Origin of the sequence: Pedobacter gandavensis (assembly GCF_014172405.1) — a bacterium.
GTDB classification, from domain to species: Bacteria; Bacteroidota; Bacteroidia; order Sphingobacteriales; family Sphingobacteriaceae; genus Pedobacter; species Pedobacter gandavensis.
This window is the reverse complement of the sequence record NZ_WNXC01000002.1, coordinates 193,776-219,523: the sequence shown is the minus strand read 5'-3', so window position 1 is coordinate 219,523 and position 25,748 is coordinate 193,776. Positions and strand designations below refer to the sequence as shown.

Here is a 25,748-nt window from a genome sequence, read left to right as displayed (position 1 = left end):
ATAGTATTTTACAAATGTTAAAGTATGTTAAAGAATGTTAAAATTTGGGCTTTTAGTAATGTTGCTCAATGTCAGCATCAATAACCAGGTAACCTTGTTTTCTACTCTGCGTAAAGATTAAAAAACGCTGTTGATCCGGCATGATTTTATACTTTTTAACCAATTGTTCGGCTTTGTCACGATAATTTCTGGCGATCACATTTCCCTTCAGGCCTTTTTCTTTTTTCAGGTCTGCAGGCATTAAAAGGCCTTTGATCCTGAATCTTCTTCCTGGGAAATCCGCAATCACTTTGGAAGAGGTATAAAGCTGTGTTTGTGCATGGAGTTTCTGTAAGCCATATCTGCTGGCAATCAGATTGAAGGCTCCACCTTTTAACAAGGCCGTATCAGGTTCGTATAAGTATTGCTGTAAATCCAATTCCGGAATTTCGGCTTCGCTATCTTCTTCCCCTTTGAAAAAGCTGAAGCTTTTTTCTTGCTCATTGAGGGTAGTACAAACGATTTTTACCCGCTCGGATGGTTCGTTTTCCACGATCCAGAGTAGTTCTTTACATTCATTTTTAACACTCACCACATGGATTTCGCTCACATTTTTTAGCTCTTTTAGGCCAGCACTGAGGTCTAATAAAGGTGCGGTTTTGATGATGATCCGCTTAGATTTAGACAAAAGTAGGTCTAGGTGTTCCACCACATTGGGCGTACAATCTTTGAGCATAAAGACTTTTCCTGTGCTGCTTCTTCTGGCAGGATCGATATAAATATTGTCAAAATAGACGGTTGTTTCCCGAAGGTAAGCAATCCCATCTAGTGCAAGGAAACTGATGTTGGACTGGTGGAGTATCTCCGCATTGTGTGCCGCAATTTCTGAAAGCTCTGGATTGATCTCGCAGTGTGTTACAGATTTCAGCTTGCGAGCAAAGAAAAGACTGTCTACACCAAAACCACCGGTAAGGTCTATCAGGCTTTCTCCAATAGCTAAACCAGATTTATAGGCAGCCGTGCTTTCCGAAGAACATTGCTCGATGGACAATAAGGCCGGATAATAAACCAGGTCTTGATGATACCAGGTCGGTAACTTTTTGGCGCTTTTCTGCTTTGCTGCAATCTGGTTGGCCAGTTCTTTAGAACTGACCTCAGGAAAGGGACTTTTAGCCATGGCAATGGTAAATACATCCCCATTTAAATGATTATTGATATATTCCTGTACTTGGTTGGCTAAAATATTTTCGTTCAATGGAATTGATTTTATGTGTTAAGGTCACGGTCTTTCATCACGATCTGACAGGTATGTCTACTTTTAACTTCCAGCAAGATATTTTTATTAACCGTTACCCGGTCAATGGTTTCCTGATTGTAATATCTGATGGTGACCAACTCTAATCCGGTATTGTACTTTACTCTGTACTGAACTGAAAGCTCCTCAATTAGGTTTTGTAATTTTTGTGGATCTTCATCAATGCTCACCGAAAAACTAATTGCCGAGTTGAGCATGGTATTGATTTTCACTTTATGCTTGTGAAAAAGACTGAAGATGTCACTCAGGTTTTCTTCAATAATGAAGGAGAAATCTTTAGGAAAAATAGAGATCAGAACCTGCTTGACTTTAAATATGAAAGAAGGTACAGGTAAGTGGTTTTCAGCATTCGTGATGTCTGTTCCTTCAGCGTCCGGGTTAAGGAAAGAGCGTACAAACAATGGAATGTTTTTATTCTGAATCGGCTTGATGGTTTTTGGATGGATTACCGTAGCGCCATAATAAGCGAGTTCGATGGCATCATGGTAGGACAGTTGCGGAATGCGCTCCGTCTCATCAAACCATTTAGGGTCGGCATTTAATACACCAGGCACATCTTTCCAGATGGTTAAGGAATCCGCATTTAGACAGGAGGAGAAGATTGCTGCTGAGTAATCAGAGCCTTCACGACCTAGTGTAGTGGTGAAATTTTCACTGGTACCACCAATAAATCCTTGGGTTACGCCAATAAAAGAATCTAATAATGGCAATAATTCTTGCTGTATTTCAGCTTCCGTTTTCTCCCAATTAACATTTCCTTCGCGGTAATTGTTATCGGTTTGGATAAAATTACGGGCATCTAACCATTTTGCTTTTAGGCCGATTTCGCTCAAATAAGCAGCAATGATTTTGGTGGAAATCACTTCGCCAATAGAAACAATTTGATCATATATATAATCAGGTGTATCTGTAATTTCTTCTTCAATCAGCCAATCGATTTCTACAAAAGTATTGGCTACATCATTGTAGATTGGATGTTGATGATTTGGGAATAGGTCACTAATAATCTGAAAATGATAAGCTTTTACAGCTTCAAAAATTAGGTATACCTGCTCTTCTTCTCCATTGAGGTAAGCTTTGCAGAGTTCTTCTAGTTTGTTGGTCATCTTGCCCATGGCAGATATGACGATCAATAATTTTTCTTTAGGGTAGCGGCTAACAATTTGCGCAAGGTTGATGACGCCAGCTGCATCTTTTACCGAGGCGCCTCCAAATTTGAATACGAGCATAGTTATTTTGTCGGACTGAGTAAAGTATTTGGCCTGGCTATGGTTTTTAAATCACTGAAAGGTATGATTAATTCAGTGCTGCCATAAGCATAGGCTTTAATTTCGTATGGATTGTAGAGGAATTTTAATCCCTCCTTGGTAATTGTAAAATTACGGTTCAGGTTGAACTTGTCATTCTCAAAGAAATAAGTGTCTTTAAGGCTTGCCGTTGGACTTAATTTCTCGTTTTTTCTGAAAATCTTTTCTGCAATAGTAACCAATTGTGGCATGCTGCCCTCATTTATTAGCGATTCCAAAGTAATTTCCTGTAAAGTTTTTGGGTTCAGATTCCAGTAGATCATATTGCTGTTCGGGTGGGCACCACCTGCATAATTCACCAGGCTGTATTCTAATCCTATATAATCAGGCTGATCGGTTAACACCTTCGTTTCTGCATCTAAAAACCAGGCCGCTACTGTACCTTCTGTATCTCTCAGATTTTCATAATCTTTTATAAAAGCATCAGCCACTTGCTGATAAGTCTCTACCTTTTTATCATCAGGATTCTGAATTGCAGCGATTGTTTTCTGTTCCAACAACTGGTTTAGCTTTTGATTTGGAAACGAGGGGTACACAATGCGGACATAAGTGGTGTCTGTACTCTTTGTCTTGGCCGCAGGATTGGGTTTGCTAAAAATCTTAAGGCTGTCGTACTTAAAAGCTAAATTGCTTGTTGAATTCATCTCCAGATTAGAAAGACCTGTACTGTCTTCCTGATCACTTGCTTTTTTTTCACTCTGACAAGCGGCAAAGCTTAAAGCCAGCATTAGTATCGCTAATTTTTTCATCTGCTTTTGATTTAAAGATTCAATGAATTCGGTTACCTGATTATTTGAGCTATTGTGAAATTTGTTCTTTTGAAAAAGAAGCATTTAGCCAATCAGCCTCTAGATGAGCTTCATACTTTTTATAGAAGTTGATAGCTGGTTCATTCCAGTCCAACACTTGCCAGTTCATCCCATTAAAATTTTTGTCTTTTGCTTCTTTCATGACTCTTTCAAAAAGCAATTTTCCAATACCTTTACCTCTATAGCCTTCGGTAACGATAAAGTCTTCCAGGTATAACCTGCATCCTTTCCAGGTAGAATATCTGGTGTAGTATAAGGCAAAGCCGATAATTATTTGATCATGCTCTACGACAAAGGCATTCCATACCGGCGTTGAACCGAAACCCGCATCTTCAAATTCTGCTAAAGTAACGGTGACTTCTTCCGGTGCCTTTTCATATAAGGCCAATTCATGGATCAATTCCAGGATACGCGGACAATCCTGCTGTGTGGCAACTCTGAGATTTATATTCATTATGCTTCTTCTTTCCAGTGTTTAATTTTTCTTTTTCCAAAAATATTACTGCCTACGCGAACCATGGTACTTCCTGCTTCAATGGCCAGTTTATAATCTCCTGACATTCCCATAGAAAGTTCTTTAAAGCCATCATCTTTTCTAAAGAAACTTACTTTAATACCATCAAAAAGAACTTTTAACTCGGTGAATTCATCAAGTGTTTGTTTTTCCTGTGCATTGTTGCTGGCAATCCCCATCAAACCGATAATACGTACGTTCTTCATCGCAGCAAACTCTTCTGAACGTAACAGGTCAATCGCTTCATCGTACCCTAAACCGAATTTAGTATCCTCATCAGCAATGTAAATCTGTAGTAAACAATCGATCACTCTTTTATTTTTCGCCGCTTGCTTGTTGATTTCTACCAATAGCTTTAAACTATCTACCGATTGAATCAGGCTAATAAAAGGGGCGATGTATTTTACTTTATTGGTTTGTAAATGACCAATCAGGTGCCATTCAATATCCTGAGGAAGTTGAGCTTGCTTTTCTACCAGCTCCTGCACAATGTTTTCTCCAAATACCCTTTGTCCGGCATTGTAAGCCTCTAAAACTGCTGATGCTTCCTGGTATTTTGAAACCGCGATTAATTTCACCGCAACCTCATCCAATTCGTTTTTATATTTTAATAAGTTATCTGCTATACTCATTTATCAGTATTTTTGGTAAAATTAAGAACCTTAGCGAACTTTGGCTAAGAAATATTGATGTTTTAAGCACAATGAGAAACTTTTTATATATACTATCCTTTTTTTTACTGATTTCTGCCTGTAAACCAGGGATTCCTAAAGACATCATTCAACCAGATAAGATGCCGGCCATATTGAGCGATATCCATGTGGTCGATGGTTATGTGTCGGGAATTCCGGAAGTGGACTCTGCAAAGAAAGTAGCCGGGTCATTTTATAAGGGCATTTACAAGAAATTTGGGATTGACTCAGCTCTTTTTGCAAAGAGTATGACCTATTATAATGATAACCCAAAGCTATTGGATGATATCTATATCCGTGTGGTCGGTGACTTATCCAAGCAAAAAGCATTAATTACAAAATCAGACTCATTGATGAATGATGAGTATAAACAAAAATTAAACCTAAAAATGGCTGCAGATTCGCTGGCTAAGAAGTCACCGGATTATAAAATCCGCTTCTTGCTGAAAGATACCACGAATTTGACAGATTCACTGAGGAAGACGATGGAGTTTGTCCAGCCAAAGATGGTTTATAAGCACCCAAATTAGAATTATAAGTATGTTATATCCGGAGAATTGTTTAGAGCGTTTGGGTTTTAGTGAGGTCAGACAACTTATTCATAAACACTGTTTGAGCCCAATGGGGCAACAAATGGTCGATAAAATGCAGGTCATGACTAAATATGACCAGATCAACAAATTTTTACGTCAAACCAATGAATTTAAAAGTATCCTGGAGAATCAGGAGCCTTTACAAATCAGTACCTTTTTTGACATTAAATCATTAGTAGATAAAATTAAAGTTGAAGGGACTTATCTGGTAGAGGACGAACTACACCAGATGTATGCCTCTCTACTAACGGTTTTCTCTGTGTTGCGTTTTTTTGAAGAAAGAAAAGAAGTATATCCGAATCTGGAAGCTCTGTTGGAGCATCTTCCAGTGGAGAAGAATATTTTGAAAAGGATTGAAATGGTCTTGGACCCGAAAGGGAAAATCAAACCCAACGCTTCGACTACCCTGCAACAGATCATTGGCGATATTGCCAAGGCTGAGCAGGATGTAAGAAAGCGGATGGATTCCATTTATAAAACTGCAGTTGGCAACAACTGGGTTGCAGATGGGAGTTTAACCATCAGAGATGGAAGAATGTGTATCCCGATCCTTGCAGAGAACAAAAGAAAACTTAAAGGTTTTATTCACGATGAGTCTGCCAGTGGGCAAACGGTCTATATGGAACCGGAAGAAGTGTTTACGTTAAACAATAAGCTTAGGGATCTGGAATTTGATAAACGAAGAGAGATTATTAAGATTCTTATTGCGCTGACTACTGATTTAAGGCCGTATACGCCTTTGTTGCTGTCTTATCATGGCTTTCTGACCAAGTTAGATTTTGTGCGCGCAAAGGCTTTGTTTTCAATTGATATTGGTGCTGATATGCCGATATTAGTTAAAGAAGCTAGAACAAAACTGATTAATGCCTCACATCCACTCTTATACCTTTCTTTTAAGGAAGATAAAAAGACTGTAGTTCCTTTAAATATCCACATTACAGAAGAACTTCGCATTGTCCTGGTTTCCGGTCCCAATGCGGGTGGAAAGTCGGTATGTATGAAAACCGTTGGTTTATTACAGATCATGGTACAATCTGGTTTACTAATCCCGGTGCATGAATCTAGTGAAGTGGGGATTTTTGAAAATATCTTTGCTGATATTGGCGATGATCAATCTATTGAGAGTGATTTGAGTACTTATAGTGCGCATTTAACGAAGATGAGACATTTTGTAGCTCATGCTACACCGAAAACATTGGTCCTGATTGATGAGTTCGGAACAGGTACAGACCCACAGTTTGGGGGGCCAATGGCAGAGGCCGTACTAGAAGTCCTGAACAATAAGAAGGTAAGAGGGGTGATCACTACCCACTATTCTAACCTGAAGCTTTTCGCTGGGAATACCCCAGGGTTGGAAAATGCATCGATGTTGTTTGATAACGACCGTATGAAACCGATGTATATCTTAGAAATTGGGAAACCGGGTAGCTCTTATGCCTTCGAAATTGCACAGAATATCGGTCTTCAGAAAGAAGTATTGGAATTGGCAAGAGCGAAAACCGGAACGAATCAAAACCGTATTGACAGTTTACTGGTTGATCTGGAAAGAGAGAAAAAGCAGATTTATGATACCAAGCTGCATTTGTCGAACCAGCAGAATAAAGTGAAAAATCTGGTAGCAGAAAATGAAAAGTTGCAGCTGTTTTTAGACGAAAACAGAAAAGTGCTGATCAAGGAAGCTAAATTGGAAGCGCAGGCAATTATCAAAAATGCGAATAAACTGGTCGAAAATACCATTGCCGAAATTAAAGATAAGCAGGCGGATAAAATAGTAACCAAAGAATTGCGTCAAAACTTACAAAAGGTATTGGTGCAACACCAGGTTAAAGAAGAAAAGAAACCTGAAGTAGCAGTTGCTTTAAATACGCCAATTCAGGTTGGCGACTGGGTTCAATTGAACAATAGTGAAACCACTGGGCAGGTTTTAGAGATCAATAGAGACAATCTGGTAGTCGCTTTAGGAGAGTTACGTTCTGTATTGAAGAAAAACAGAGTTTATAAAATTAGTAATAAACAGGCTAAAAAGGCGATTCAAAATAACTCCTATACTGGCAGTATTTCTGAAGCAATTGGCAATTTTACCGCAGAACTGGATTTAAGGGGAATGCGTGGCGAAAATGCGCTGCACGAAGTAGAGAAATACCTGGACAAGTCAATCATGCTTGGTTTCCCTTTCATCAAAATCATTCATGGTAAAGGGGATGGGATTTTGAGAAAGCTGATTCGCGAGTATCTGAGGAAATATAGCCAGGTAAATCGCGTAGAAGATGAACACGCCGATAGAGGAGGAGATGGAATTACTTATGTGTATTTCAATTAGTTAAACATAATCAGGACATTGCTTGTTGTAAAATAAAGCAATGTCCTATGAAAATATTGATGATCAGTGCTTTGGCAATTTTGCTTTGCACGACCGCTTGCAAAAAAAACAAATCTAAGCAGACTGTAGAGAATCCGCTTCCAGATGCAGCACTGAAAACAAAGGTGCTTAGTTCGGGTTTAGTCTTTCCATGGGAAATTATTTATGGACCTGATCAGCAATTGTGGATCACAGAAAGAGGGGGAAAGATCAGTAGAATCAATCCTCAAACCGGAGCAGTTACTTTATTACATACCATTTCTGAAGTTGTCTCGAATGGAGAAGGTGGTTTATTAGGGATGGTAATGTCTCCAAATTTTGCGACTAACCCATGGGTTTATGTGGTGTATGATTATGGAACTGGAAACAATTACAGGGAAAAGGTCGTTCGCTTTACGTACGCAAATGGAGCATTAGGGGCGCCTTTATCAATTATTGATCAAATTCCCGCCTCCAGTATTCACAATGGCTCCAGGTTAATGATTAGTATGGATCAAAAATTATTTATCAGTACAGGTGATGCCAGTAACGCTGCCAATGCACAGGATAAAAATTCTCTGTCTGGAAAGATTCTTCGCTTGAATTTGGATGGCAGTATACCTGCTGATAATCCCAACGTAAATAGTCCGGTTTGGAGTTTTGGCCATCGTAATCCACAGGGATTGATTCAAGTAGGTGATAAAATCTATGCTTCAGAACATGGCCCAAATAATGACGATGAGGTTAATCTGATCCTCAAAGGACGCAATTATGGTTGGCCAAATGTAGAAGGTTTTTGTAACCTGCCAGCTGAAAAAATATTTTGTGCCGCAAATGATGTGGTAGAACCCATGTTTACCTGGACACCTACCATAGCCACCTCCAGTCTTTCTTATTATAACTCAGATTATATTCCTCAATGGAAAAACTCCTTATTACTCCTGAGCTTAAAAGGAAGTAAGCTTACTCAATTGAGCTTAAATGCTACGGGCGACAAGATTACGGAGACTAAAGATTTTTTGGTCAATCAGTTCGGGCGCCTTCGAGCTATTTGTCAATCTCCGGAAGGCAAGCTCTATATCACTACTAGTAATGGAGGGGATGATAAAATTATAGAAATCGCTAAATAAATTGTTCGAACACATTTTATACTATAATTTAGTAGCAAAACCTTATATATGATCAATAAAGTAGTTTCGGGTGCTGATGAAGCCATCAGCGATATCGAGAATGGGAACACCCTGATGCTCGGCGGTTTTGGGCTCTGCGGAATTCCTGAGAATTGCATTACCGCACTAGTAAAAAAGGGCGTTAAAGATTTAACATGTATATCTAATAATGCTGGTGTAGATGATTTTGGGATCGGTTTGATGCTGCAAAAGCGCCAGGTAAAAAAAATGATCTCTTCCTATGTAGGCGAAAACGCAGAATTTGAGCGTCAATTGCTGAGTGGTGAGCTGGAAGTTGAACTGATTCCTCAGGGTACACTGGCTACCAGATGTATGGCTGCCGGATATGGTATGCCTGCAATTTTCACTCCCGCCGGAGTAGGTACAGAAGTGGCAGAGGGTAAAGAAGTTAGAAACTTTAATGGTAAAGATTACTTAATGGAATATGCTTTTGATGCTGATTTTGCCATTGTAAAAGCATGGAAGGGAGATACTGCCGGAAACCTGATCTTCAGGTCCACCAGTAGAAACTTTAACCCTGTAATGGCTATGGCCGGGAAAATCACCATCGCAGAAGTAGAGGAGTTGGTAGAAGCAGGACAGCTCGATCCAGACCATATCCATACCCCTGGTGTCTTCGTTCACCGCATTTTTCAAGGTGCCAATTATGAAAAAAGAATTGAGCAGCGCACAGTTAGAACTAAAAATTAATCCTATAAATTATTTATATGTTGGATAAGGACGGAATTGCGAAACGTATCGCAAGAGAAATCAAAGATGGTTTTTATGTGAATTTAGGGATTGGTATTCCTACACTAGTAGCCAATTATATCCCAGAGGGTATAAATGTAGTGTTACAGTCGGAAAATGGCTTATTGGGAATGGGCCCTTTCCCTTTTGAAGGGGAAGAAGACGCTGATCTGATCAATGCTGGAAAACAGACGATTACGACGTTGCCGGGTTCTTCTATTTTTGATTCCGCGATGAGCTTCGGGATGATTAGAAGTCAGAAGATAGACCTGACAATTTTAGGTGCAATGGAAGTTTCAGAAAATGGAGACATTGCAAACTGGAAGATTCCAGGAAAGATGGTGAAAGGAATGGGGGGAGCAATGGACTTGGTAGCTTCTGCAAAGAACATCATTGTGGCCATGCAACATGTCAACAAGGCTGGCGAAAGTAAGCTTTTGCCAACATGTACTTTGCCATTAACAGGGGTAAACTGCATCAAGAAAATTGTTACCGAACTTGCGGTTCTTGATGTTTTGCCTGGTGGCGGATTTAAACTGATTGAGCGTGCACCGGGAGTAAGCGTAGATTACATCAGACAGGCTACAACGGGTAAGTTGTTTGCTGATGATGACGTGCCGGAGATGAGCTTAAACTAACATATAAACAACAAAAAAGGGACGCCAATAGCGTCCCTTTTTTGTTTACTCAGCTTTATGCTTTAGATATTTTACTTTTAAATCTTCAGAGATTTCCTCTGTGATTTTGATGATGTCATCAGGTGTATTGAAATTGTTGGTGATCAATTGATCACAAGTCTCTCTGTATGGTAATAGGTATTCTTTATACGCTGGAACCACATGGTTGTGCCATTTATAGGTTACGTCCTCTTCTGGGTATCCTCTCTCCATTCCATCGCGTTTAATGCGACGTGCTAAAGCAACAGATTCTTCTGCTTCCACAAATATACGGTGGTCTAGTAAGGCCGCAATTTCTTTAAAATGCAAAATGAAAAGTCCTTCTACAATGATGATTGGAGCAGGATTGATTTCCAGGATTTTAGTGATGGCCAAAGGATTATTGAAATTGTATTCCTTTTTATAAATCACCTCTCCTTTGATCAATTTCTTAATGTCCAAAAGGAACTGCTGGTCATCAATGGTTGATGGCAGGTCGAAATTGTAAAGCTTGTTTTCTTCCTGGCTCAATTCGCCAACAGGAATGTAATAGTCATCCTGAGAAACCAGGGTTACTTCATCGTTCTTAAAATGATGTAAGAAACAATTTAAAAAAAAGGTTTTACCGGAACCACTTCCCCCCGCAATACCAATGATAAATGGCTTATTGTTCATTATCTTGTCCACCGTACGTTAAATTACAAAAAAATCTTTTATCTATAGCACCCAACGCGTCCGCTACTGCTTTAGTCATCACAATGATTACATCTTTAGTAGATTCATTTTCGGTGAATTTACCCACTACCTTCGCGAAAGTAGACCTGTTACTCATTGGATTGGTAATTTTCATTACCGTTCCAATTGGCGCACTGCGATGTAATACCAACATTTTTGATGGATCAAGATCCGGATCTGCAATCCATATTCCTGTTCCTTTTTCGTCCATTTGGTTTAAGCCATATCTACTGGCTGGTAACCTTAATGACGGATTTTTTATAGAATTCAATGTATCCACTGGATTTTCCGCCTGGTGATTCGCCGAAGGAACTGGTTTCTGTGGGTATTGACCTTTGATTAATAACTTTTGACCTACCCTTAGAGAATACCCGGCTAGGTTATTTTTAGCTTTTACCTGATCCATGGATAGCTTATAACGGGTAGCTATGGAATAAAGCGTTTCATTCGAGGCTACAGTATGCTCAATAAAATCTTCCGAACTATCTGCAGTAGCCGCTTGATTTTGAACTGTCAATGGTTGATCCTGAACAGTTGCAGCAGACTTTTGTTGTTTTTTCGGGAAGATAGGAACCAGAATCTCTTCTTTGGTTTCTTTTTTCACAGGTTGCTGAGTGGCTATCTGTGTTGCTGGTATGGTGGTTGTTTTAGATGTCACAACCGCGGTTACTGGAGCTGTTTGCGTCTCTTCAGTAGTTTCAATACCTTCATTTGCAGGAACCTTTAGCACTTGTCCAATAGACAAGTTGATGGTTTTCAGGTTGTTTATTCTTTTGATTTCATCAACCGTTGTACCGTATTTTTTTGCCAATATACCCAGGTTTTCTTTTTTCTGAACAGTATGTTCTAGTAAGATGCCATCAGGGTCTGTATTTTCATTCTTCTTTACAACTGCATTTTTATTGCTGGCATTGATTGGCGTTTTTTCTGGTGCCTGACTATGGAATGGAATATTGGTAGGGACTTTAATGATGACGCCAATCTGAAGAAACTTATTGTCGTTGAAAGCCATAATGTCCTTCGGAATCACATTGTATCTTCTGCCGATGGCGTAATAAGTGTCTTTTGCAGCTACTTCGTGGATAATTAACTTTTTGCCATTTCGGTTTTCTACTCCTATAGAATCCCTTGTATTGGTATTGGCATTGGCAGTGGGTAGTTTAAAAAGCACTGCAAATAACGATACTATATAATATTTATACATTAATGTCTCTGTTAAATTTAATGAACAATTATACGAATAATAAAAGAAAGCGGGAATTTTGAATATTAAACGTTCATTCCAAAGGGGTATTGTCCCTCAAAATAACATTTTTCAAAACCATTTAATTATCGTGTTGTTGTATAGGTCATCTCTATGATCGGACAAAAATAAAACAATATATACTATGGACGCAAAAGAAATTAGTTTAAATGAGAAAGAAGTAAGACCTATAGTGGACATGCTGAATGACTATCTGGCTAACTATCACATACATTACCAGAAATTAAGAGGTTGTCACTGGAATGTAAAAGGTCAGAACTTCTTTACTTTACATATTAAATTTGAGGAGTTATATACCAATGCACAGTTAACTATTGACGAAATCGCTGAGCGTGTACTTACTTTAGGTAAACCACCACATAGCCGTTTCGCAGACTATATTAAAGAATCATCACTTAAAGAAGTGAATACTATTGGGATGAAGGACATGGATATGGTAGAAGAGATTTTAGCAGATATGGCTCATTTAATTCAAATAGAACGTGATTTATTGGAAGCGACCGATAATGCAGGAGATGATGGATCAAATGATATGGTCAATAGATTTATGCAATTCAAGGAGAAAAATACCTGGATGTTGCGTTCATTCTGTGGTAAGAAATAAAGCTTAATCCCCCTTATTGAGCTGTTAAGTCGCAGTCTGATTCTTTCAGGCTGCGGCTTTTTTTGTTCGCGAACGTCCCTTTTACAAAAGGGGTTATGATTGAGCGTGGCTTAGTTGCTTCAGGTAATTGTGGGGGGTAATTCCTTTCTGTTTTTTAAATTCGTAAAAGAAAGAACTACGGGAAGAAAATCCAGCTTCTCGGCCTAATCCATCCAGACTATATTGTTTGCAATGGTCTTGGTTTTCAAGCTCAGCTAAAATATAATTCACGCGATAAGTATTGATAAAATGGCTGAAGTTCTGCTGAAAGTATAAGTTGAGTAAATGTGATAAAGTGTGAGAACTCACCTTTAGCATCTCCGCAAGCTGGGCCAGCGACAATTTCTTTTGGCGGTAGGGGTGCTGCTCCTTGAGATATGCTTCGATACTTTCTTTCGATAATAGCGTTTCATCTCCCTTTTTGTTGTATGCACTCACAATCTTCTTTAGGGTGGTAATTTTTATATTCAGGTAAGAGGCCACCAGCGCTAAAGGAATTCGATTAGCATGATGTGGATAGTTCTTTAAAAAGTCTGCATATTTATCTGAGGCCGTTCCAATTCGAAAGAACACGGAACGGTGATGTGCAATCTTATAATAAAGCTCCATTACTTTTCTCATGACAATGTTCATTTCCGGAAAATCTGCGGTCAGTTTTTCCAGGTCGTCTACATGTATACCCAGCAATAATGAATCTTCCTCCGCCTTGATGTCTTCTGTAGCAGGCACAATTCCGTAGATTCCCTCAATCGCAGATACAAATTCTCCTTGTACACAGATGAAGCTAGTGATGACTTGTTTTCCAGAAGTAGCTTCGCCCGTAAGGATGCCTTCAATAATAAAATATACAAAGTAGCTGTAGTCTCCCTTCCTTAATAGGTATTCATCCTTTTTTACATGAATTTCATAACAAGTTTCACTGAGTTGTTTTTTTGCTGCTAAAGGGAGCGGAAAGAAATAGTCTAAACGCTCGAATACCGATTTTAAATACTTTTGATCAGGCTTCTTTTTGTGGTGGAGGGGTGTTGACATGGAAGAGTTGTGGTTTGCGACTGCAAAATAGTTAAAAGTGGGTGTAAGATTATAATGTTGTACTCTTTAGCTGTGTGTTTTTGCTAAATCATAAAGTTTCACTGCTACTTTTGTTGAAAATGTAAATGTATTGTCCTCGATTAATATTAATTGTAATTAGTGCAAAATATTTGTACTGTTTGTTAGTCAGAGGTTTTATTATAGATATTAAAGATTATGGAACGCTCCCATTTGTAATTGCTTCGCATGCTACCCTAGCAGCGGAGCTTTTATTTTTATAAGCAGAAAGTAATTTACTCTTTTTCTACGGAAAGGTTTTAGGCCAAACAACATTAGTTTAATACCTTTGAAAGGTAATGGGATATAAAAGTTTAGCAGAGTGTGTTGCCGATTTAGAAAAACACGGCCATTTAATCAGGATTAAAGAAGAAGTTGACCCCTATCTGGAAATGGCGGCTATTCATTTACGCGTTTACGAACAACAGGGCCCAGCATTATTCTTTGAAAAGGTAAAAGGAAGTCCTTTTCCAGCAGTATCCAATTTGTTTGGTACGCTAGAACGTTCAAAATTTATGTTCAGGGATAGTCTGGATAAAGTAGAGCAGTTGGTAGGATTGAAGTTTGATCCAATGAGTGCACTTAAAAAACCATTACAGATCCCAGGTATTGCGCTTACCGCCCTTACCGCATTGCCGTTAAAACAAACATTTAAATCTACTTTTAGTAAGACCACAATTAGTGCATTGCCGCAGATTGTAAACTGGCCGATGGATGGTGGTCCTTTTGTGACCATGCCACAGGTATATACCGAAGATATTGACAAGCCAGGAATCATGAATGCCAATTTGGGCATGTACAGGATTCAGCTTGCCGGCAATGATTATATACCAGATAAAGAGATTGGATTACATTACCAGATTCATAGGGGAATTGGCGTACACCAGTCAAAAGCGAATGCAAAAGGCCAGCCTTTAAAGGTGAGTATTTTTGTAGGAGGTCCACCTTCGCATCCACTTGCAGCGGTAATGCCTTTGCCGGAAGGCTTATCAGAGATGACCTTTGCAGGTGCATTAGGGAACCGCAGATTCAGGTATTTCTATGATGAGGAAGGTTTTTGCATTTCTGCGGATGCCGATTTCGTGATTACCGGTACGGTTTACCCTCAGGAAAACAAACCTGAAGGCCCATTTGGGGACCATCTAGGCTATTATAGCTTAACCCATCCTTTTCCTTTAATGAAGGTGCACAATGTATATCACCGTAAGGATGCGATATGGTCCTTCACTGTGGTGGGCAGACCCCCGCAGGAGGATACTAGTTTTGGTGCCTTAATTCATGAGATTGCAGGATCGGCCTTACCGAAAGAGATCCATGGATTAAAAGAACTAAATGCCGTAGATGCTGCAGGTGTACATCCTTTGTTGTTTGCAATAGGGAGCGAGCGTTATACACCATTTCTGAAAGAACGCAGACCTCAGGAGATATTAACTATCGCCAACCATATCTTAGGTAAAAATCAATTGAGTTTGGCTAAGTACTTGTTTATTGCCGCAAGGGAAGACGATGAAACATTAGATACACATGATCTTTCCCGGTTTATGCAGCATGTGTTATCAAGAATAGACCCACGTACTGATTTGCACTTCCATACCAATACCACAATTGATACTTTAGATTATAGTGGTGATGGTTTAAATAGTGGTTCTAAAGTGGTATTTGCTGCTGCAGGAGCGGTACGTCGAACTTTATCAGCAAGTGTTCCTGCAGGACTTACGTTGCCAGCAGGCTTTACTGCTGCTCACATTGCGATTCCAGGGGTACTCGCGATTCAAGCTGCTCCTTACCTGAGCCACGACAAAGCGATAGAAGAAATGGCTGTTTTAAATGAAGAACTCAAAGACCAGAATCTGGAAGGCATAGCTTTAATTGTTTTAAGTGATGATAGTGCTTTTACTGCTCAGAATATTAATAATTTGGTATGGATTACCTTTACCAGAAGCAATCCAGCAGTGGATATACACGGCATCAATTCATTTACATCGAATAAACACTGGGGCTGTATCGGTCCGATAGTTATCGACGCGCGTAAAAAACCGCATCATGCACCGGAATTGATTAAAGATGCCCAGGTAGAAAAGAACATAGAAAGATTTGCAGGACTTTTTAAGCCGGGAGGTTTTTAATAGACAATTACCTTAGTCAAGTAAGGACATAAAAAAGGGAAGCTGATTCAAAATCAACTTCCCTTTTTTTATATCGTTCGTTTAACGTAGGTAGAGACTAGAATCTCACACCGAATGTTAAAAATACGTTATCTCTGCTGGTCTTGATATTGGCAACAGGCTCTGAACCGTCATTTAAAAAATAACTATCTAAATCTACATTACCTTTAATATGTTGGTAAGCAACATCTACATAATAGCTTCCTACACGGTAACCTAGACCTCCTGTGTAATATTGAGTCGCAAAATAATTTTTAGTATCATTTTTTATGGCAGTACCATTGTTGCCGTAACCGGCTCTTAAACTAACTGCATTGGCCACTTTGTACTCTGCACCAACTCTATAATTCACCGCGTTTTGGTAGTTATTACGAATGAAGTCGTTTGCGTTATTGATTTGTCCCTGGTTATTGTCTTGATCCAGAGAATATTTAATAGATGAGTAATCAATATAGTCAACGTCTGCAGAGATTAAGGCTTTACCTGCAATCACATAACTTGCACCAAGCGATCCTTTTCCTGGAGTACGCAATTGGTAAGTTACACCAGAAAGACCTGGTGTATTCGTGAAAATTCCTTCTTTTGCCCCTTGGTAATAAGTAGTAGACAAAGAATGAGCTTGAATATCATCAAAATACGACCAGGTAGGTGTCTGGTAAGTTGCACCAACACGTAGATTTGCATCTGGTCTGAAAATGATACCTAAACGGGCATTGAAACCTGAACCTTTAACATCAGAGTTTATCCTGTAATCTGTATCATAATTACTGGCTACTCCTGTATTGTACCCAGATTCTCTCAAGATGCGGTCGCTCTGATATCTGGAGTTCACAAAATTCAAACTGGCACCAACATAAACTTTATTGGAAATGTTTAGTGCGCCTGCTACGTTCATTTCTGAAGTAGCTCCTGTTCTGATTTCCGATTGACTTTGACGATATGGAGCTCTGGTAGCAGCTGAATAAACGTCATTATTTGCATCATAATTGATTAAATAATTGTCATAAGCCATCTTTTCTATACTGTAGTTGGCCAATGTAGTTGGATCACCAGGTGCAAAAAAGTTAGCCTCTTCAGCAAAATAGTTATTTACAGAATTAAGGTTATTGGTTCCACTAAAGTTGTATCTGCCAGTGAAATCGTTGTTACGACTATAGCCAACACCAAAAACGGTACTGATGACTCCTTTAGTTGGGTCCTGACCCTTTGGTTTATAGGTAGGGTTATAAAAGACACCACCAACATTATTTATGTTGAGCATGCTTTTTGAACCGTTAGTTCTTTCGCCAAGGAAATCTGCTTTCCCCTTCATCATATTTAATTCTGGGGTAAAGCTAAATTCTGATTTAGTGAATAAACCAAGTCCAGCCGGGTTACCACCCAATGAACTCATATCACCACCAACACCAATTTGCGCGCCACCCATACTTTTAAATCTTGCAGTGCTACCATAATTGGTTTGTGAAAATCTAAGCGCATCAGGGCTGTTTTGGGCATATAAAGAACCAGTAGTGGCTACTATAGCCACTAAAGAGGATAGAATTTTTTTCATGTTTGTTTTCTGAATGATAATAATTAGACCTGATTAACCTCTTCCACCTCGAGAAGATCTGCCTCCGCCTCCGCCGCCGCCAACACTGCCGCCGCCAGAAGATCTGCCACCTGCATCTCCACCACGTGATGGGGTATAGGTTGGCGTATTCTGTTGTGGTTGTCTATAGGTTGGCTCTTGTCTGCTATTATCACGTGATGGTCTAACGCTGGTACCTGATGGTCTCTGCATATTTCCTTGTGTTCTGTTTGGAATATAAGAATCCGATCTGCTTCCACGGGAAATAATATTTCCATTTCTATCACTTCTTGCATTTCCAGAATTACCTCTAACGGTATTACCGCCATAGCTACTTCTGTCGCCAAAGCTTCTTGATGGTCTTGGTGCATTGAAATTTCTACCCGTTGAGCCGATGATAATACCACCTCCCCATCCTGGATAGAAGCCACCTCCCCATCCTGGATAAAAGCCGCCTCCCCATCCTGGATACCATGGGTTATATCCGAAAGAAGGATAGAAGCCACCGCCCCATCCATAATAAGGATTGCCCCATGCAGAACCAAAGCTCAGACCTAAAGAAAAGCCATTATAGCCATATCCTCCGCCGTAGCCAAAGCCGCCGTCGAAATAAGGATCATAATAAGATCTCCATGGACTCGAGTAAGAAAATCTATTGATACGCGAAGCGTAATCCATGTCATAATAAGGATCACTGGTACCATAATATTCATCGTTAGAATCGTAATACTCTTGATTTGCCACTACTCTTGGCTGAGGCGTATAAATCTGCGCTTTTGCATTAGAGTTGTACACATCATCCTCTTGGGCACCTTGCTGTGCATACCTTGGCACAGAGCAGGAAGCGACAACCACGGTTGTCAAAGCCAGCATACTGGTGAATAAATGTCTAGGTTTCATAACTATATGTGTTGTTTGTGTGTCACACGCTTTTTTGTAGGCTATAAATTTATAAATTTGTAAACTACATTTCAAGCAAAGTTACACAAAAAACATTCCAAATAGTTATGAGCAAAGGTATTACAAGTAAAAATGAAGATTATTCGCAGTGGTATAACGACATTGTTATGAAAGCCGACCTGGCAGAGCATTCCTCTGTTAAAGGATGTATGGTGATAAAACCCTACGGATATTCCATTTGGGAGAAAATACAGGCGGTTTTAGACAAAAAGTTTAAAGATACAGGACATAGTAACGCTTATTTTCCTTTATTCATTCCTAAGTCATATTTTTCTAAGGAAGCGTCACACGTGGAAGGTTTCGCCACTGAATGTGCCGTAGTGACACATTATCGTCTAAAAAATGATGGAAATGGAAATATTATCGTAGATGAAACAGCCAAATTAGAAGAGGAATTAATTGTAAGACCAACTTCTGAAACCATCATCTGGAATACCTATAGAGGCTGGATCCAGTCTTACCGTGATCTTCCTTTGCTGATCAACCAATGGGCAAATGTGGTGCGCTGGGAAATGCGTACTCGTCTGTTCCTGCGTACAACGGAATTTTTGTGGCAAGAAGGACACACTGCACATGCAACTGCACAGGAAGCTGTGGAAGAAACAGAAAAAATGTTAGATGTATATGCTGATTTCGCGGAAACCTGGATGGCTATGCCTGTGGTGAAAGGTGTGAAAACTCCTAATGAGCGTTTTGCTGGTGCATTAGATACGTATTGTATAGAAGCATTAATGCAAGATGGTAAAGCTTTACAAGCAGGTACTTCTCACTTCCTCGGACAAAATTTCGCGAAAGCATTTGATGTAAAATTCACGAATAAAGAAGGTAAAATTGAACATGTATGGGCGAGTTCATGGGGCGTTTCAACACGTCTAATGGGCGCCTTGATTATGGCACATAGTGATGATGCTGGCTTGGTGTTGCCTCCAAAATTAGCGCCAATTCAGGTAGTGATCGTTCCGATTCATAAAAATGAGGAAGACCTTAAAAACATCAGCAGCTTTGTGGATGAACTAACAGCTAAATTGAAGAGCTTAGGAGTATCGGTGAAGTATGACGATCGTGAAGCACAACGCCCAGGATTTAAATTCGCAGAATATGAATTGAAAGGCGTACCAATCCGCTTAGCTATTGGTGGCCGTGATATGGAAAATGGTACCGTTGAACTTGCACGTAGAGATACAAGAGAGAAACAAACCGTTGCTCAGGAAGGTCTTGATATTTTCATCGTTCAGTTATTAGATGAAATCCAGGCAAATATCTATAATAAAGCATTGCAATTCCGTGATGAACATACTACCGAAGCGAACTCTTATGACGAGCTGAAAGAATTATTAGACGGTAAAGCAGGTTTTGTTTCTGCACATTGGGATGGTACCCCAGAAACGGAACAAAAGATCAAAGAAGAAACAAAAGCAACGATCAGATGTATTCCTTTAAACAATAAGCAGGAAGATGGTGTTTGTATTTACTCAGGTAAACCATCTAAACAAAGGGTGTTATTTGCCCGCGCTTATTAATAAATGAAGTAATTTGCGCGATTAAGGAAACAAAAATTAAAAAATGGACACGGAAAATTACGCTAGAATACTTACTGAACTTGAAAATAAAGCCTCTTTAAAACAGGTGATTTACAGAAATACGGCAGAAGTCTTTGAGTTGCTTAAAAAGCAACTCATTGCCACTGCCGCTAGATTGAAACATGATTATCAAGCGAAAGATCCCTCTGTAGAGATCGATTATAAAGAGAACAATAAGTTTGAAGTACAACTGAAGTTTTCTGGTGATATGATGGTCGTGTCCATGCATAGTAATGTATTTAACTTTGAACCGAATCATTCGGTATTTCAAACGGAATATGTCAAAGAGGATCCATCTTTGGCTTATTGTGGGATCATTTACATCCATAATTTCCTGGCAGATTCCATTACCTATAACCGTTTGGCTGATCAGGGATCACTCATTGCCAGAATACTCATCAATAAGGAAAAGCATTTTCTCGTAGAAGGAGAGGGGGCATTGGATTTTCTTTATGAAGATTTTTCCGCCAATGTGGTTACAGAAGAAAAATTAAGGGATATCATCGAACGGTCAATTTTATTCTGCCTGGCTTCAGATTTGATTATTCCTCCCTATGCGCAAATAAAAGAAGTAACTTTAAATCAAAAACAATCCATGTTGGCCGCAAGCGGTTACCCGACAGGAAAACACCTGGGGTATCAGTTTAAATCCGAAATAGAACAAAATAATAACCTATGAAGTTCGCAACAAAAGCTATACACGCCGGTCAGGAACCTGATCCGTCTACAGGAGCAGTAATGACTCCAATCTATCAAACCTCTACTTATTGGCAAAAATCTCCTGGAGATCACCAGGGTTTTGAATATTCAAGAGGTACAAATCCTACGCGTAAAGCCTTAGAGGATTGTCTTGCCGCTTTAGAAAATGCTAAATATGGTTTGGCTTTTTCAAGTGGAATGGGTGCTACAGATACGGTTTTAAGGTTGTTGCAACCTGGTGATGAAGTGATCACCGGAAACGATCTTTATGGTGGTTCTTACCGTATTTTCACTAAAGTATATGCGAAATACGGCATCAAATTTCATTTTCTGGATTTATCTAAACCAGAAAATATGCTGCCTTATATCAATGATAAAACGAAATTGGTATGGATTGAAACACCTACAAATCCAACGATGCAAATCATCGATATTGAAGGCGTTGCTAAAATCACAAAAGCAAAGAACCTGATTTTAACGGTAGACAATACTTTTGCTTCTCCATATCTTCAGAATCCAATTGATTTGGGTGCAGATATCGTGATGCATTCCGTGACCAAGTATATTGGTGGTCACTCTGATGTGGTCATGGGAGCTTTGTTAGTGAATGATGAGCAGTTGTATAAAGATCTTTGGTTTATTTACAATGCTTGCGGCGCTACACCAGGACCTCAGGATGCATTTTTAGTTTTAAGAGGGATTAAGACCCTTCATTTACGCATGAAAGCGCATTGTGAGAATGGTGAGAAAGTTGCTCGTTTCCTTAAAACTCATCCAAAAGTAGATAAAATCTATTGGCCAGGTTTTGAAGATCATCCTAACCATGACATTGCAAAGAAACAAATGCGCGGTTTTGGTGGTATGGTATCTATCACTTTAAAAGGTGCTGACCTTCAGGAGACGTTCAGAATAGCTTCTTCTTTCAAGGTATTTACGCTTGCAGAATCACTAGGTGGCGTAGAATCATTGATCAATCACCCGGTAAGTATGACGCATGGTTCTATTCCTAAAGAAGAACGTGAAAAAGTTGGTGTTACCGATAACCTTTTACGCCTAAGTGTAGGAGTAGAAGATATCGACGATTTAATCGCAGATTTAGAACAAGCTTTAAGCTAATTTACAAAGCATTAAAATAAGAAATATTGGAATTCCTGGAACTTAAAGACTTTTTGGACTATAAAGTGGAGCAATACAACAAGCCGAACTTTATTACCAATGATCCGATTTGCATTCCGCACCGTTTTTCGAAAAAACAAGACGTTGAAATTGCCGCATTTTTTGCGGCAATTTTAGCTTGGGGCCAACGCAAAACCATTATCAATAAATGTACAGAGTTGTTTGAGCGTATGGACAATGCGCCTTATGATTTTATGTTGCAGCATAGTGATGACGACCTTAAAAGGTTGTTAGGCTTTAAACATCGGACTTTCAATGATACCGACTTATTGTATTTCGTGTCTTTTTTTAAGTTCCATTATGAACAATCGGATAGCTTGGAAACGGCATTCCTCGTACCTAAATCCCCATTCAGGGATGAATATCTGGAAGCAGGTTCTTTAATCGAAAAAGCCGCCAAAGGTTATGCTTCTTCTGCCTGCATGCTTTCAGAATTAAAGAAAACACCGCCAACAGAACAGGCTTTAAATTATTTTAGGTCTTACTTTTTTAGTCTGCCGGATTTTCCAAGAAGAACCATCAAGCATGTTTCTTCCCCTAAGCAAAAATCGACCTGTAAACGCCTCAATATGTTTTTACGTTGGATGGTAAGAAAAGACAATAAAGGCGTTGATTTTGGACTTTGGAATACCCTGAAACCCGCAGATTTAATCTGCCCCTGTGATGTTCATGTGGATCGTGTAGCACGTAAACTTGGGATGATCAGCAGAAAGCAAACCGATTGGCAAACCGCTGTAGAGCTAACTGCAAAGCTTGCAGAACTAGATCCGCTAGATCCTGTCAAGTATGATTTTGCATTATTTGGATTGGGTGTAGAAGAGAAGTTTTAACTTTATCCTATGGTGACTTTTAAAGCAGAGATAGAACGTTTTGCCGAAATGGGTGAAAAAACTGGCTGGACCTATGTTTTTATCCCCTTTGCGATTGCAAATGAAATCAAAGCAGATTGTCGGAAGAGTTACCGGGTAAAAGGTATGCTGGATCTGGTTGCTGTGGAAGGGTTAGCAATGGTACCCATGGGTGAAGGAGATTTTATCATCGCCTTAAACGGTCCGCTTCGCAAGAAACTAAAAAAGGAGCAAGGAGCATTGCTGGAGCTTAGCCTCGAAGCCGATCTAACTTTTGAAATCAAGATGCCGGAAGACCTGGAACTTTGTCTTTCTGATGAACCAAAATGGCTCGAAAGCTTTTTAAAGCTTCCGAAATCTCATCAAAACTGGTATATCAATTGGATAAATGCTGCAAAAACAGAACCTACGCGAACGAAAAGACTCGCTAGAATTGTCAATGCAATGGATAAAGACTGGGATTTCGGAACCATGATGCGGGATGGAAAACCCCGCAAGGAATAAGGAATTATCGATTATAATTCCTGAACCAACTCCAAACTTTCATTTGAATTACCCCAATAAATGCTTCCCTGAAAATTCTGGTACTCATTTTTGATGTTCCTTCTGTACGGTCAGTAAAGATGATTGGAACTTCAACTACCTTAAAGCCGTATTTGATCGCTGTGAACTTCATCTCGATCTGGAAGGCATAACCCACAAATTTGATCTTGTCTAAAGGAATGGTCTCTAAAACGCGTCTGGTGTAACATTTAAAACCGGCAGTAGCATCTTGAATATCAATTCTGGTAATGATGCGCACATACATCGAAGCAAAGTAAGACATCAACACCCTGTTCATTGGCCAGTTCACTACATTTACACCGTTCACATAACGGGAGCCAATAGCCATATCCGCACCTTTAACACATGCCTCACGTAGCCTGATCAGATCATCTGGATTATGAGAGAAATCGGCATCCATCTCAAAAATATATTGATACGCTGGACGAGCCAATGCCCAGCGAAAACCATGAATATAGGCCGTACCCAATCCTAACTTTCCTTTTCTTTCCTCTATATGGAGCGCAGGGAATTCTTTTTGTAGCCCTTTCACAATGCTGGCTGTTCCATCAGGAGAACCATCATCGATAATTAAGATTTCAAAAGAATATGGCAACGAGAAAACCTTTCTAATGATCTTCTCAATATTTTCTTTCTCGTTGTAGGTAGGGATTATAATTAGACTGTCTGACACGTAAAATAAATTTAGGAGCGAAATTATGTATTCTTAACGAAAAAACCCTCAGTATATTCCATATACTGAGGGTTAAAGTATGTTAAATCACAATAAAATGAGATTACTTAACGTCTCCCATTAGTTTTTTCACGAGTGGCGATAGGATAATCAACAATATTCCTGCAATGAGTGCATAAATAGCAAGTTGCTTATAGCCTTCTGTGAAGGTGATTAATTTTTGAGCTGTAGTGTCATTTTCTCCACCTTTAGCCATGTTCGCACCTAAAATACCAGCTACATACTGACCGTATGCACTAGCCAGGAACCACATTCCCATCATTACACCCTGTAATTTAACCGGGGATAATTTAGTCATAATGGACAAACCAATTGGCGAGAGACAAAGCTCACCAAAGGTGATTACCAGGTAAGAAAGGGTAAAGGCGTCTAAAGAAGCAATACCTTGTGCATTGGCAAAGAAACGAGTGCTGTACAGGATAAAGAAACCACCTGCTAAGAATAAAAAGCCCAATCCGAATTTTACTACGGTATTCGGTTCAATCTTTTTCTTCGCTAAACCAATCCATACCAGACTAAAGATAAAGGCAAAGATGATGACAAAGAAAGAGTTCGCGGAGTTGTTCACCCCGTTTGGATCTAGTGTAATCACACCTAGCAATTTATCGTCCAGGTTTCTCGCCGCAAAAAGCGCCATAGAACCACCACTTTGTTCGTAAATTCCCCAGAATACAATCGAGAATAAGATGAATATGATCGCTGCAATCAGTTTCTTGCGCTCTGCCCATCCATATTTACTCATTTCATAAATGATGTAAACCAAGGTAGCAGGGCCGATGATGTACATGAACCAGTCGGTATATTGTGTTTTGGCAACCATGGTCATGATCACCGGAATAATAGCCAATGATCCCGCATAAACTGCGTAATCGTACCATTTTCTGTTGATTGCTTTTGTTTTTACTACCGCCGGTTCAGCAGGTAATTTTCCATCCAGGCCGTCAGGTAAGATCAGGGTGACCTCTTCGTCTTTAAATGGAGATAATCCAATTGGACCCAGACTCTTTTTTGTAAAGATGAAAGTTAACAAACTGATGGTCATTACAATTCCGGCAAGGCCGAAAGCAAGATGCCATGAATAAGTTTTTCCCAGGTAAATACAAGCATAACCGCCCAATAAACCACCAATGTTAATCCCAGCATAGAACAGAGAGAAACCGGCATCACGACGTGGGTCATTGCCTTTGTAAAGGGAGCCTACCATGGTAGAAATGTTTGGTTTAAAGAAACCTGTGCCGACTACCGTAAAACTAATCCCGAGAAAGAAGAACTGATGTGGGTCGTAGGAGAGGATTGCACTTCCAACAATCATCAGGATACCACCCCAAAAGAGCGACTTTCTGAAGCCCAATATCTTATCTGCAAAGAGCCCTCCAATAAAGGTGAACGCGTATACAAAGGCTTGTGTAGCACCATATTGAAGATTGGCATCGCCATCTTTCATCATTAATTGGGTCACCATGAAATAAGTGAGCATTCCCCGCATTCCATAAAAACAGAAACGCTCCCACATTTCGGAGAAGAATAAGTACCACAGTTGTTTAGGGTACTTGCCCTTGAAATTCTGAATTTGTTCTAAAGTAAGATTTTCAGCCATATC

Annotated in this window: 24 protein-coding genes; 12 read left to right on the top strand and 12 right to left on the bottom strand. The window is 39.5% G+C overall.

Annotated elements, in window-relative coordinates; genetic code table 11:
* Window positions 1–52: 52 nt before the first annotated feature.
* From GM920_RS08785 to GM920_RS08765, 5 genes are read right to left on the bottom strand one after another with little or no spacing between them, the layout of a single operon-like run.
* Window positions 53–1,234 carry a class I SAM-dependent RNA methyltransferase gene (locus GM920_RS08785; protein ID WP_182955880.1) on the bottom strand — a complete coding sequence of 394 codons (1,182 nt, stop codon included), beginning with the start codon at window positions 1,232–1,234 and terminating at the stop codon, window positions 53–55.
* An 11-nt stretch (window positions 1,235–1,245) separates the two neighbouring features.
* Entirely contained in the window at window positions 1,246–2,523 is a 1,278-nt protein-coding gene (locus tag GM920_RS08780; protein ID WP_182955877.1) for an aspartate kinase, read from the bottom strand.
* 2 nt (window positions 2,524–2,525) lie between these two features.
* On the bottom strand, window positions 2,526–3,350 hold the full coding sequence (locus GM920_RS08775; protein ID WP_182955874.1) for a DUF3298 and DUF4163 domain-containing protein: 825 nt from the start codon (window positions 3,348–3,350) through the stop codon (window positions 2,526–2,528).
* A gap of 49 nt (window positions 3,351–3,399) precedes the next feature.
* Window positions 3,400–3,864, bottom strand: a complete 465-nt coding sequence (locus tag GM920_RS08770; protein WP_182955872.1) for a GNAT family N-acetyltransferase — start codon at window positions 3,862–3,864, stop codon at window positions 3,400–3,402.
* Window positions 3,864–4,556 (bottom strand): YggS family pyridoxal phosphate-dependent enzyme, encoded by a 693-nt coding sequence (locus GM920_RS08765; protein ID WP_182955869.1) that lies wholly within the window; start codon window positions 4,554–4,556, stop codon window positions 3,864–3,866. The genes GM920_RS08770 and GM920_RS08765 overlap by 1 nt, the downstream gene beginning before the upstream one ends.
* Before the next feature lie 71 nt (window positions 4,557–4,627).
* On the opposite strand from GM920_RS08765, the gene GM920_RS08760 reads away from it, so the two are divergent.
* The 5 genes from GM920_RS08760 to GM920_RS08740 are packed head-to-tail and all read left to right on the top strand — an operon-like array spanning window position 4,628 to window position 10,104.
* The gene (locus GM920_RS08760; RefSeq protein WP_182955866.1) at window positions 4,628–5,146 is read left to right on the top strand and encodes a DUF4296 domain-containing protein; all 519 of its coding nucleotides are present in this window, start codon (window positions 4,628–4,630) and stop codon (window positions 5,144–5,146) included.
* 10 nt (window positions 5,147–5,156) lie between these two features.
* Window positions 5,157–7,529 carry an endonuclease MutS2 gene (locus GM920_RS08755; RefSeq protein WP_182955863.1) on the top strand — a complete coding sequence of 791 codons (2,373 nt, stop codon included), beginning with the start codon at window positions 5,157–5,159 and terminating at the stop codon, window positions 7,527–7,529.
* A gap of 47 nt (window positions 7,530–7,576) precedes the next feature.
* Complete coding sequence (locus GM920_RS08750; protein WP_182955860.1) at window positions 7,577–8,677, top strand: PQQ-dependent sugar dehydrogenase; 1,101 nt, start codon at window positions 7,577–7,579, stop codon at window positions 8,675–8,677.
* Between the two features lie 48 nt (window positions 8,678–8,725).
* Window positions 8,726–9,427, top strand: coding sequence for a CoA transferase subunit A (locus GM920_RS08745; protein ID WP_182955857.1), 702 nt, complete (start codon window positions 8,726–8,728; stop codon window positions 9,425–9,427).
* A gap of 17 nt (window positions 9,428–9,444) precedes the next feature.
* The gene (locus tag GM920_RS08740) at window positions 9,445–10,104 is read left to right on the top strand and encodes a 3-oxoacid CoA-transferase subunit B (RefSeq protein WP_182955854.1); all 660 of its coding nucleotides are present in this window, start codon (window positions 9,445–9,447) and stop codon (window positions 10,102–10,104) included.
* Window positions 10,105–10,149: 45 nt separating this feature from the next.
* On the opposite strand, the gene GM920_RS08735 is transcribed toward GM920_RS08740, so the two are convergent.
* The gene (locus GM920_RS08735) at window positions 10,150–10,797 is read right to left on the bottom strand and encodes a uridine kinase family protein (RefSeq protein ID WP_182955852.1); all 648 of its coding nucleotides are present in this window, start codon (window positions 10,795–10,797) and stop codon (window positions 10,150–10,152) included.
* Window positions 10,787–12,061: a LysM peptidoglycan-binding domain-containing protein gene (locus GM920_RS08730; RefSeq protein WP_182955850.1), complete on the bottom strand. Its 1,275-nt coding sequence runs from the start codon at window positions 12,059–12,061 to the stop codon at window positions 10,787–10,789. Before GM920_RS08730 ends, GM920_RS08735 begins: the two co-directional genes overlap by 11 nt.
* 184 nt (window positions 12,062–12,245) lie before the next feature.
* On the opposite strand from GM920_RS08730, the gene GM920_RS08725 reads away from it, so the two are divergent.
* Entirely contained in the window at window positions 12,246–12,725 is a 480-nt protein-coding gene (locus GM920_RS08725) for a Dps family protein (protein WP_182955847.1), read from the top strand.
* A 93-nt stretch (window positions 12,726–12,818) separates the two neighbouring features.
* Here the strand turns inward: GM920_RS08725 and GM920_RS08720 are convergent, their stop codons facing one another.
* Window positions 12,819–13,796, bottom strand: a complete 978-nt coding sequence (locus GM920_RS08720; RefSeq protein WP_182955844.1) for a helix-turn-helix domain-containing protein — start codon at window positions 13,794–13,796, stop codon at window positions 12,819–12,821.
* A gap of 356 nt (window positions 13,797–14,152) precedes the next feature.
* Here GM920_RS08720 and GM920_RS08715 point away from each other — a divergent pair, with 356 nt between their 5' ends.
* Window positions 14,153–15,979 carry a UbiD family decarboxylase gene (locus GM920_RS08715; RefSeq protein WP_182955841.1) on the top strand — a complete coding sequence of 609 codons (1,827 nt, stop codon included), beginning with the start codon at window positions 14,153–14,155 and terminating at the stop codon, window positions 15,977–15,979.
* A 97-nt stretch (window positions 15,980–16,076) separates the two neighbouring features.
* Here GM920_RS08715 and GM920_RS08710 read toward each other — a convergent pair whose 3' ends face one another.
* Both GM920_RS08710 and GM920_RS08705 read right to left on the bottom strand, forming a co-directional pair.
* Window positions 16,077–17,570, bottom strand: coding sequence for an OmpP1/FadL family transporter (locus GM920_RS08710; protein WP_182955839.1), 1,494 nt, complete (start codon window positions 17,568–17,570; stop codon window positions 16,077–16,079).
* Window positions 17,571–17,603: 33 nt separating this feature from the next.
* A complete protein-coding gene (locus tag GM920_RS08705; protein WP_182955836.1) occupies window positions 17,604–18,488 on the bottom strand; it encodes a hypothetical protein in 885 nt (294 codons plus the stop codon).
* Window positions 18,489–18,595: 107 nt separating this feature from the next.
* Here GM920_RS08705 and proS point away from each other — a divergent pair, with 107 nt between their 5' ends.
* From proS to GM920_RS08680, 5 genes are read left to right on the top strand one after another with little or no spacing between them, the layout of a single operon-like run.
* Window positions 18,596–20,068, top strand: a complete 1,473-nt coding sequence (gene proS, locus GM920_RS08700) for a proline--tRNA ligase (protein WP_182955833.1) — start codon at window positions 18,596–18,598, stop codon at window positions 20,066–20,068.
* 43 nt (window positions 20,069–20,111) lie between these two features.
* Window positions 20,112–20,807, top strand: coding sequence for a hypothetical protein (locus GM920_RS08695; protein ID WP_182955830.1), 696 nt, complete (start codon window positions 20,112–20,114; stop codon window positions 20,805–20,807).
* Entirely contained in the window at window positions 20,804–21,943 is a 1,140-nt protein-coding gene (locus tag GM920_RS08690; protein WP_182955827.1) for a cystathionine gamma-synthase, read from the top strand. The genes GM920_RS08695 and GM920_RS08690 overlap by 4 nt, the downstream gene beginning before the upstream one ends.
* 26 nt (window positions 21,944–21,969) lie before the next feature.
* Window positions 21,970–22,833, top strand: a complete 864-nt coding sequence (locus tag GM920_RS08685; RefSeq protein WP_182955824.1) for a TIGR02757 family protein — start codon at window positions 21,970–21,972, stop codon at window positions 22,831–22,833.
* Window positions 22,834–22,842: 9 nt separating this feature from the next.
* Window positions 22,843–23,355, top strand: coding sequence for a YdeI/OmpD-associated family protein (locus tag GM920_RS08680; RefSeq protein ID WP_182955821.1), 513 nt, complete (start codon window positions 22,843–22,845; stop codon window positions 23,353–23,355).
* Between the two features lie 4 nt (window positions 23,356–23,359).
* Here GM920_RS08680 and GM920_RS08675 read toward each other — a convergent pair whose 3' ends face one another.
* Both GM920_RS08675 and GM920_RS08670 read right to left on the bottom strand, forming a co-directional pair.
* Window positions 23,360–24,088 (bottom strand): polyprenol monophosphomannose synthase, encoded by a 729-nt coding sequence (locus GM920_RS08675; RefSeq protein WP_182955818.1) that lies wholly within the window; start codon window positions 24,086–24,088, stop codon window positions 23,360–23,362.
* Window positions 24,089–24,191: 103 nt separating this feature from the next.
* A complete protein-coding gene (locus tag GM920_RS08670; RefSeq protein ID WP_182955815.1) occupies window positions 24,192–25,745 on the bottom strand; it encodes a peptide MFS transporter in 1,554 nt (517 codons plus the stop codon).
* Between the last annotated feature and the right edge of the window lie 3 nt (window positions 25,746–25,748).